We start from the raw sequence: 8,926 nt of genomic DNA, 5'->3' as shown, positions 1-8,926 counted from the left end.
TGCCCACTCGCAAGCTGATCGGCAAGGAGCGTCGCGGGGCTCGTGTAAAGAAAACATTCGACACGGCCAAAACACCCGTTGCCCGGTTAATCGAATTGGGCGTGCTACGACCAGAACAAACCCAACGGTTACAGGCGTATCAGACTTCCCAAGATCCGCTTGCATTACACAATCAGTTGGAAGCGCTGCTTTCCCANCCCGTGACGNCTGCCTCCGCTACGCGCCCAGTGGAGGCTATGTAACAGCCTCCACTGGGTAACAAAATTACGTGAGTGAACCATTATCCTTCGGTAACATTTTTATATGAGTTGACACGGAGTCTGAACCGACTTTACGAAAGCTTCGAAAAAGCGAAATCAAGCTGTTCCCTAATTTATTGAAGTAGTTTAATCATTGTAGATCCCAGACTGATGAAGCCCTTGTTATTAGCTCTGTTATTACAGGTTGTATATCATCCATATCTTTTATTATTCTTTGATTACCTACTGGATTCATATGCTCATCTAATGTTAATTCATAAACGGTTGTTCAACATTATATACATATCCATCTTTTTTAAAATGTGATTACCAAATTGACTTTTTGGAACGACCGTTAAAAAGTCATGATAGCGATTATTGGTCACTACATACCATACAACATTCCAGATTCCAAAAAGTACGATAAGACTAACACTAATTATAATAACTATTTTAGATTTCAAACTTCGCATAAATTAACTACTCGTCCCCCCTGCTTTTTAATCTCTTCGTCATGTGTTACTAGAATAATTGTTTTGCCAGCTTCATTAAACTTCCTTAGCAACCCCATAACGACATCCGCATTGTTCCGATCCAGCGATCCTGTAGGTTCATCCGCTAAAATCACATCACATTTTTTGAGCATAAGACGAGCTAATGCCACCCGTTGTTGTTCCCCTCCCGAGAGGGTGTACACTTTATTGTTCAATTTATCTTCAAGCCCCACAAATTTTAAAGCATCTGTAATAGAGATACCTGTCTTACAATCCTTTCGAATCAATTGGAGATTCTCTTTCACAGTCTTGTTATCGACCAAAGCAAAATTTTGAAATAAGAACCCCACCTTTGTTCGGTAAAACCGAAGATGGTTTCTTTTATCCGCAACATTCATTTCATCGACCCATATCGCCCCTGCATCAGGTTTTTCTATGGCCCCAATGAGATTTAGTAAGGTGGTTTTACCGCAGCCGCTAGGGCCGGAAAAAATGATAAACTCCCCTGTCTCAACCGTTAGACTGAAGTTCTGAAAGAGAGGAACCCCGTTAAATGACTTGCATAGATTTTCAATTTTGATCATTAGAGATTTCCTCCTTTCAGTATTTTAGAAATTTTTGATTTTTCAACTTTTCGGACATATGTAAGAATGGCAATCAGTTCAGAGACAAAAATAATAATCCCTCCGAAGAGCAAAAATTTTGATAAACCTAACCCTAAGTATTGGGAAATGACTACTGAACAACCAATACTAATAGCAGTTGTAGCTAATGTAATCCATATAATCTTCCAGTTCTTTTGCCAAATACTATAGCCTAGAACTTTCTTGATGGATAACTCAATGGCATTAACTTCGTATTCAAGTTTAATAATCGATGCAATAATAATAAATTCAAGAAACAAAACAAGGACACTAAATATGGAGTTAATGTACAACACCTTTTTAGCAATATTCCAGCTTTCGTTATATTTGTTGAGAACATTCATTTTGCTAAAGATAGCTGTCGACTCTGTTAAGTGATGTTTCTGAACAAATTGCCTAAATTCTTCGTCCGATATGTCATACATGATTTCATACATATATACTCCTTTACTAGGTATATAATTAAGTTTAAGCTCTTCTTCTGGTAACAGGTTATTAAGTATAATAATAGGGTTCTTTACCCTTTCACTTCCATAAATATGATTCTGATCGATAGCGACTAAATTTACAGTTTTTTTATAATAAAGGACTTCATAATCTTTACCAATATTATTATTTTCAAAGAAATCATATTTATCTTCCAGTTGAGGTAAAAGTGATTCATTCGTAGCTAATGAGTCAGGCAAAATAAAGTAAACACTTTTATCCTTCCTAATTTTTTCTAGTTCAGGTATTTTCTCTATCAAATAAGAAACAGCATTTCGATTGGCCATGATGGTTGGTATTGTACCTAGTGTGTCGTGTACCTTTGATAGCAATGTAGCGTTAGCATTTCTAAAATGATCAGTATAAAATTTGGATTGTAACAGTTCGCTCTCCTTAAACTTAGGGTCTCCTTCACCATTACTTTTGACTATTGGTCTATACCTCAAAGTAATATAGGAATAGTCAGCAAATTCTTCAAAAAATACTTTTTGCTTATACACATTGTATGAATCAAAAGCAAAGACCAGATTGCTAGAAATTGCAAATGTGGTTATCATAACCGATATCAATTTTAAAATATAATTAATAGCAAGAAGTTTTCTCGAACTACTGTTTGCATTAGAAAATGCCTCTCGAATTGGATAGGATCGAGAAGTTAAGTATACTAAGGCGTTTAATACCAGGAGTGCACTGAATCCATAAAACGAAATTTGTAAGCTAAGAAATACAGATGTTACCTTACCCAGCAGGAAAAATAAACATGCTAAAATCAAAATATACACCAAAGAATCTATTGCTATATTTCTCCAAATGAGAGTCGATAATTGCTCCCCCATTGTAATTCGTATAAGGTTTTCTTTCTTCTGATAAAGAACATCATAATAAGTTAAAACCAAAGTGATAGAAATCATTAGTACCCAAATTCCGATAATTAAATATGTTGTGTCTTGATTTACATATCCTTCTTGAGGGAAGTTCCCTGCATATTTGTCAATTAATTCCGATTTAAATTTCTCCACTTGTCGACTCGTCCCAATGAGATAAAAATCATGTATATTTTCCAGTCCTTCGATTTGCTCAAAGGGGTGAAAACTAAATTGAATATCTCCCAAAAACAAAGTTTTATATTCTCTATAATGAATCGATGAAATCTCCTCAATTTTTTTCTCTGCACCGGAAGATCCATACAGCTTGATTTCAGTCACATTATGATTTGAGTTTTTGATAAAAGTAAAAAATTCAACCCCATTTTTCTCAGAGGCTTTCAGTATATCTTGCTTCATATCATTTTCATTTTGACTAAACTGCAAATAAAAAGAGGTGTAATGATATGGCGTGAAAAAATTATCTAATCTGAATCTCTGACTTTCTCCAATGATTAATAGACCGAATAAAAACACGCAAAAGCATATGATGTATTTCAATAACTTCACTATAGGTAACCCCCAGTATAAGTAGACTCACCGCTTCAAGTATTTTACTTGTAGCGGTGAGGACTACTAACAATTATTTATGAATTAGAAGTTAAAATTATAAAAGACAGTTTGACCAGCATGTCTTACATCAATTCTAGACCATTTACCCGCAGAATTAGAATCTGAATAGGTGTCGTTACCATTAGTTAGCTTAACTGTATGACCTTTGGAATTATGATAACCATGAATGAAATCTTCATCAATTGCAAATTTATTAAATCCATATTCAACTTCCCACGTAGCTGAGCCGCTTCCTCCGCTATCAGTTAACGTCCAGGCTCTGGCAAATCCCTTACCCAGACTATCGTAACTTTTGGATTCAGCAAAATCTACCATTTATTCTAAAATAGATATTTAGTACCTTAATGATGTATTTATTTAGAATTAGCAATATAAAATAAAAAAGCTTGGATCAAAATTTGACCGCAAGCCTAGTTTATTTTGATATATCTATCTAATCATTTGATTAGTATTGTATTTTTTAGGTAGTATCTTTTACAAATTTTTCAACAAAATTATGGCATAGAAGGGATCAAGCACCAGAGCATTGGAGGCACAATCAAAATTGAATCAAATAAAAGGGCTTTTTCTCGCAGAAAACTTCAAAATAAAAATATTCTAAACATTCAGATATTTTACACAAAAAATTTAACTGTTTGGTTATAAAATTCCATATTACTCCTCCAAAAACCGCTCCCTCAGCTCCCGGGTCGGCACGAGGCAGGTTTCGTCCTTCCCAAACCAACGGTAACGATGTTTGGCGATAAATTGATAGACCGCATCTCGAAGTCCCTTCGGGATGACGATCAACGCATAGAGCAGCGGCCAGGGGTAGCGTAAACCTCTAGCAATGCGCAGCGCCGCCGCCGAGCGGATATAATAGGTTCCATTTTCGATCAACACGACGCTGTCCAGCGACTTCTCATGCGCCCCTGCCGCTTGCAGCAGCCGGCTCCCTGCCTGGGATTGCAGCGAGGCAAAGCGGAACCGCCCAGCCGGGTCATGTTTGATAATAAACTTGACCGCTCCCTGGCATAAATGGCAGACGCCGTCAAATAAAATCACATGTTCATTCCGTTCAACTGGTTTATCTGACATCCTCCATCCTCCTCTCCTGTTCGCGGTAACGCAGAACCCATCTACTCATCTATTTAGAAGATATGAAAAAAGCACGGGACCATTCCCGTGCTTGCTGTCGCCAGCTGGCCAAAGCGTTTTTACTAGGACGTCAGCTTCTCCAGCCACTGTCCTTCTACCATCTGACGGTTGATTTCATCCGAAAACTTCTCCATACATCCGCAAATGAAGTCTTTACGGCAGACCGGGCAAGGTGTCTTTTGCAGCCTGCTGACGTTGGTTAACCGCCATTCGGGATTACGGTGGTAAAACACGCGGCACGCCGTACCATCGGCCAGATTCACGATAAACTCGTATAATCCGTCATTCTCGTTGCTGCCGGCCTTGGTCACATTTACAACATTCGGTCTGTAAGCCATGTTATCACCCGTATTATCAAATTTCGTTCCACAGAGCGCAGCTCTTTTAGTACTTAGACATATTAATGAATTTTTATCGGCGTGTCAACTTGAAAACCTGCCCAAACGGCTTGATTTGACGCACTTTGCGCAAGATTTTAATAGAATGTGCAAAAAATCACCATCCTATCCCCTACACGTCCAACCCAAGTCAATGCAAATCAAAAAAAGAACTTCCCGGATCCTCCGAGAAATTCTTCTGTCATGCGGTAGAGAGGACTCGAACCTCCACGGGCGTACGCCCACTACCCCCTCAAGATAGCGTGTCTGCCATTCCACCACTACCGCATATGTTAAGTCTAGGTTCAGACGAACATGGTAATTATAGCTTTGCTGTCTCCAAAAGTAAAGTGGAATTATTTGTCCATCCGACCGGTCTTCCGCCTCCGGTAACGGACAAACTCGATATATTCCCGAACAAAAGCCCGCTCGGCTTCGGTTAACGTGCCGATGAACGCCCCCCAGTCTTTATCGGTGGTGGTGGTATATTCCGTTCTATGATCCTGCACGTACTCCGCCTGTTTTTCTTTTCCCGTCATAAGCCAGTCCAGACTAACATCGAAGAAAGCCGCGATCTCAATCAATTTATTCGTGCTCGGCGTGGACTTTCCCCGCTTCCAATCCCCGAAGTTCCCGGTACTGATCCCCAATTCGAGGCAAAACGCCTTTTTGGTCATGCCGGCGTTTTTAATCAGCAGTTCAATACGTTCGTAGATTGACAACTTCTCTCCAACCTTCCTCAACAGCTTTGATGACGTAATTAAGTAATTTAATCGTTGTATAGTGACTTTGATGCGTTTATAATAGAGTGAAATACTGGAACTATACCTATCTTAACACAGCACTGGCAAGTACTTAATAGGTCGGAAGACTGCCTTCAGTTTCATGACAGGAGCGTACCCGCCATGAGTGACAACCTCCAATGGAAGGAACCCTATCATTCTTTGAATCAAAGCGTTGCAATCATTGAACCGAATGGAACGATCGTCTCTGTCAACCGAACTTGGGCCAAACAAGCCGCTTTTTTGGGCGTTGCTCCCGGCTGGGCACGGCCCGGATTAAACGTTTTTCGGTTTTTTCAGCATGGGCCGCATGATCATACTTATTTTAATCCCCATCAGCTGTTGGAGCAATTTTCGAAAATCTTAAGCGGGGAAGCCGATCTTTTTGAGATTGAATTCAAGGCCCCCGCCCACAATGCGGAGTTATGGTTTCTCGCCGAATTAACTCCTTATGCCGAAGAGGACCCCTCTTCCCCTCAAGGCATCGTGATCACCTGCACCAACATCACCCGGCTAAAGCGTCTGCAACTTCAATTTCAGCATGAACTCGCACATACCCGCACGCTCCGGGGGCTGCTTCCCATTTGTGCCGTATGTAAGAAGATCAAGGATGAAGGCAACAGATGGTGCACCACCGAGGCTTACCTAAGCCAACATACCCACGCTGAATTTACGCATGACATCTGTCCTGATTGCATCCGGGCACTATATCCCAAATACTCCTCCAATCTGGACTTACCGCCCCAGCAGGAACCATAATGAAATCCGCTTTAGCGTTAGTGTACCGCACGTTCAGCTTTGTCCTGGGCTGCCGATGGCCGCCGTGATAACATTCGGCTGAGTTGCTGCCCCAGCGTAGCTCCGGCCAAGCCTCCGGCAATCAGGCCAATCCCCCCAAGCTGGAGCATCCCTGCCAAGGTGGCGAGCACGGCCCCGCAGCCAGCTGCGGCCAGAAATGGCAAAGTACGCTCGCCCCCGGCAAGCAACGCGATGAAGAGCGCTGGCAGCGCAAAAGTTAAAACTTCTGCCAGTTCTGCGGTAACGAAGCTCCCTAATCCAGTACCTACCGCTGTACCGGCAATCCACGATCCATAAATCGCCAACGCAAAAGTAATATAATAAGCCGGCGATATCGGCCCCCCTTGGGTTGCCCGGCTGGAAGTGACCGCGAACCCTTCATCGGTTAGGCCAATCGCTGCCAACCATTTGGGAAATTCCCGCCATGTCGACAGGTAAGGTCCCATCGTTGCTCCATAGAGGACATGACGCATGTTTAACAGCAGCAGTGTCGTTACGATGGTCACGGGAGCCGCAGCGGACGCTAACATACCTAACAGCATAAACTGGGCCCCTCCCGAGAAGATCCACACCGAACTGAACACAGTCATTCCCCCCGGCATTCCCCCCGCCGCAGCTAGCACACCGTAAGTCATGGACAATGGAAAATAAGCCAGCAGAATCGGAAATGCATCCCGTAAAGCATGTTGAATCTCTTCACTTCGTTTCGGTCGATTCATGAATGCTTCCTCTCCCTCTATTTATCTTTTGATCCTGGTCAGCCGAGCCAAGCGTGAAAACCTGCATAAAACAGCACGCCGGCGGTTACTGTTAACAGAAGACGGCGTGTCCACCAGGCGATCAACATCGTAGGAATCGCGGCAAACAGCATCAGGTTCTCCGACAGCGGTATCCACTTCCCATCATCAAGCAGCAGCAGCGGGCCGATCAGCGAGCCAAGCACGGCAGGCGTCACATACGCTAACCATTCCTTCGTAGAATCGGACCACCGGATCCGGCTGCCTAATACTAAGGAACCTGCCCGTATTAAATAGGTTCCCGCTCCAATCAGAACAATGATCCAAAGCTGAGTTGCCACGTTTTGATCTCTCCTTGACCTGAAATGCATTTCATAATTTATACTCGTAACCATAAAGATAACCCTCACCCATGATGGGAGGATAGGAGGAAACTAACGATGAAACTGATCGCTGTTGATCTGGACGGAACGCTGCTGACCTCGAACAGCCGCCCGAGCTCCCAAGGTTTGGACGCCATTTCGCATGCCGTAGCACAGGGGCATACCGTAACGCTATGTACCGGAAGAGCAAGCTTTGATGCCCGACATTTAACCGGGGAGCTGTCCATTCCCATTATCGCATCCAATGGCGCAGAAGTGTTCGACCGGGTAGGAATGCTGCTGCGGGAAACGCCAATTCACTCGAACGCTGCTGCGGAAGCCATTCGTTATTTGCTGAAACAGGACGTCTATTTCGAAATATTTTGTCCTGAAGCCATCTATTCACCGTCAAGCGGCGAGCAAAAGCTGCTCGCTGAAATGGATATGCTGGTCAGCGCAAATGCGGAGGTCGATCGGGATCGATTGTGGGAGAGCGCAAAAATCCAATTCGTTCAATTTGGTTTCGAGAGAATCGACAATCCACTGCAGCTCATCGAGCAAGAGCGTCCTATATACAAACTTCTGGTATTTAGCTATAACGAAGAAAAACTCGATGAAATCACGCGACATTTTAACGTGCAGCCTCAGGTGCAAACGACTACCTCCGCCAAGCATATTGTAGAGGTCATCGCGAAGGAAACCGACAAAGGCCAAGCTTTACAATTTCTCGCCGGCCATTTGGGCGTCGAGATGTCCGATACCGTGGTGATCGGTGACAGCTATAATGATATCTCCATGTTTCAAGTCGCAGGTACCAAAATCGCTATGGGCAATGCTGTAGATGACGTCAAGCGCCTGGCCACCTCGATCACCCGAACCAATGACGAACACGGAGTGGCTTATGCAATTCGCACGTTACTCGAAATCTAGCCCCTGTCTAAGCCTTTGGGCATGAAGAAAGAACCTTGCTAAACGCAAGGTTCTTCACTTTCTTAGGATGCGGTAGAGAGGACTCGAACCTCCACGGGCGTACGCCCACTACCCCCTCAAGATAGCGTGTCTGCCATTCCACCACTACCGCATATGAAATTAATAAAAGGGATGGTGACCCGTAGGGGATTCGAACCCCTGTTACCTCCGTGAAAGGGAGGTGTCTTAACCCCTTGACCAACGGGCCACAGCTTCATCACCACTAGAAGCGGCGACAAAAATGAGTATAGCAAAAAGATTTCCGGCTTGCAAGCCCTAATTTTAAAAAATATTTTGGTTGTCCTAAGCCCCCTCCAATCGAGGGTTCTCATCCCTCAAACGACAAAGAACCTCCGGATTACCGGAGGCTCTTATTGTGATGTAATTCAGAACGGAGAGAGAGGG

General features: G+C 43.3%; 10 protein-coding genes and 3 tRNA genes. 2 read left to right on the top strand and 11 right to left on the bottom strand.

The window, feature by feature from the left end; genetic code table 11:
* Nucleotides 1-699: 699 nt before the first annotated feature.
* The 7 genes from M891_RS0121720 to M891_RS0121695 all read right to left on the bottom strand — a co-directional run bounded on the left by M891_RS0121720 (nucleotide 700) and on the right by M891_RS0121695 (nucleotide 5,550).
* Complete coding sequence (locus M891_RS0121720; RefSeq protein WP_028540246.1) at nucleotides 700-1,317, bottom strand: ABC transporter ATP-binding protein; 618 nt, start codon at nucleotides 1,315-1,317, stop codon at nucleotides 700-702.
* Nucleotides 1,317-3,296, bottom strand: a complete 1,980-nt coding sequence (locus tag M891_RS0121715; RefSeq protein ID WP_028540245.1) for a DUF1430 domain-containing protein — start codon at nucleotides 3,294-3,296, stop codon at nucleotides 1,317-1,319. The genes M891_RS0121720 and M891_RS0121715 overlap by 1 nt, the downstream gene beginning before the upstream one ends.
* Nucleotides 3,297-3,380: 84 nt before the next feature.
* Nucleotides 3,381-3,674 carry a mediterrocin family bacteriocin gene (locus M891_RS26210; RefSeq protein ID WP_139816644.1) on the bottom strand — a complete coding sequence of 98 codons (294 nt, stop codon included), beginning with the start codon at nucleotides 3,672-3,674 and terminating at the stop codon, nucleotides 3,381-3,383.
* A 339-nt stretch (nucleotides 3,675-4,013) separates the two neighbouring features.
* Entirely contained in the window at nucleotides 4,014-4,436 is a 423-nt protein-coding gene (locus M891_RS0121710) for a thiol-disulfide oxidoreductase DCC family protein (protein WP_028540244.1), read from the bottom strand.
* Nucleotides 4,437-4,558: 122 nt separating this feature from the next.
* Nucleotides 4,559-4,834, bottom strand: coding sequence for a hypothetical protein (locus tag M891_RS0121705; RefSeq protein WP_016313102.1), 276 nt, complete (start codon nucleotides 4,832-4,834; stop codon nucleotides 4,559-4,561).
* A gap of 244 nt (nucleotides 4,835-5,078) precedes the next feature.
* A tRNA-Leu gene (locus tag M891_RS0121700) sits at nucleotides 5,079-5,161 on the bottom strand.
* A gap of 68 nt (nucleotides 5,162-5,229) precedes the next feature.
* Nucleotides 5,230-5,550: a helix-turn-helix domain-containing protein gene (locus M891_RS0121695; protein WP_051417170.1), complete on the bottom strand. Its 321-nt coding sequence runs from the start codon at nucleotides 5,548-5,550 to the stop codon at nucleotides 5,230-5,232.
* A gap of 228 nt (nucleotides 5,551-5,778) precedes the next feature.
* Between M891_RS0121695 and M891_RS0121690 the strand changes: the two genes are divergently transcribed.
* On the top strand, nucleotides 5,779-6,414 hold the full coding sequence (locus M891_RS0121690; protein WP_028540242.1) for a PAS domain-containing protein: 636 nt from the start codon (nucleotides 5,779-5,781) through the stop codon (nucleotides 6,412-6,414).
* 17 nt (nucleotides 6,415-6,431) lie between these two features.
* On the opposite strand, the gene M891_RS0121685 is transcribed toward M891_RS0121690, so the two are convergent.
* Nucleotides 6,432-7,172, bottom strand: a complete 741-nt coding sequence (locus M891_RS0121685; protein WP_028540241.1) for an AzlC family ABC transporter permease — start codon at nucleotides 7,170-7,172, stop codon at nucleotides 6,432-6,434.
* A gap of 38 nt (nucleotides 7,173-7,210) precedes the next feature.
* Nucleotides 7,211-7,531, bottom strand: coding sequence for an AzlD domain-containing protein (locus M891_RS0121680; protein ID WP_036701452.1), 321 nt, complete (start codon nucleotides 7,529-7,531; stop codon nucleotides 7,211-7,213).
* Between the two features lie 99 nt (nucleotides 7,532-7,630).
* Between M891_RS0121680 and M891_RS0121675 the strand changes: the two genes are divergently transcribed.
* Nucleotides 7,631-8,482 carry a Cof-type HAD-IIB family hydrolase gene (locus tag M891_RS0121675; RefSeq protein ID WP_028540239.1) on the top strand — a complete coding sequence of 284 codons (852 nt, stop codon included), beginning with the start codon at nucleotides 7,631-7,633 and terminating at the stop codon, nucleotides 8,480-8,482.
* Between the two features lie 68 nt (nucleotides 8,483-8,550).
* Here M891_RS0121675 and M891_RS0121670 read toward each other — a convergent pair.
* Both M891_RS0121670 and M891_RS0121665 read right to left on the bottom strand, forming a co-directional pair.
* Nucleotides 8,551-8,633: transfer RNA gene (locus tag M891_RS0121670), tRNA-Leu, on the bottom strand.
* A gap of 21 nt (nucleotides 8,634-8,654) precedes the next feature.
* Nucleotides 8,655-8,729: transfer RNA gene (locus M891_RS0121665), tRNA-Glu, on the bottom strand.
* Between the last annotated feature and the right edge of the window lie 197 nt (nucleotides 8,730-8,926).

The sequence above is a fragment of the Paenibacillus sp. J14 genome (genome assembly GCF_000518465.1).
Taxonomy (GTDB): Bacteria; Bacillota; Bacilli; order Paenibacillales; family Paenibacillaceae; genus Fontibacillus; species Fontibacillus barengoltzii.
This window is presented reverse-complemented; position numbering and strand designations above follow the sequence as displayed.

Bases quoted from the DNA above. Each gene is read 5' to 3' on its own strand.
- M891_RS0121720 (WP_028540246.1), bottom strand. From the start codon at position 1,317: ATGATCAAAATTGAAAATCTATGCAAGTCATTTAACGGGGTTCCTCTC.
- M891_RS26210 (WP_139816644.1), bottom strand. From the start codon at position 3,674: ATGGTAGATTTTGCTGAATCCAAAAGTTACGATAGTCTGGGTAAGGGA.
- M891_RS0121695 (WP_051417170.1), bottom strand. From the start codon at position 5,550: ATGACCAAAAAGGCGTTTTGCCTCGAATTGGGGATCAGTACCGGGAAC.
- M891_RS0121710 (WP_028540244.1), bottom strand. From the start codon at position 4,436: ATGTCAGATAAACCAGTTGAACGGAATGAACATGTGATTTTATTTGAC.
- M891_RS0121675 (WP_028540239.1), top strand. From the start codon at position 7,631: ATGAAACTGATCGCTGTTGATCTGGACGGAACGCTGCTGACCTCGAAC.
- M891_RS0121685 (WP_028540241.1), bottom strand. From the start codon at position 7,172: ATGAATCGACCGAAACGAAGTGAAGAGATTCAACATGCTTTACGGGAT.
- M891_RS0121705 (WP_016313102.1), bottom strand. From the start codon at position 4,834: ATGGCTTACAGACCGAATGTTGTAAATGTGACCAAGGCCGGCAGCAAC.
- M891_RS0121690 (WP_028540242.1), top strand. From the start codon at position 5,779: ATGAGTGACAACCTCCAATGGAAGGAACCCTATCATTCTTTGAATCAA.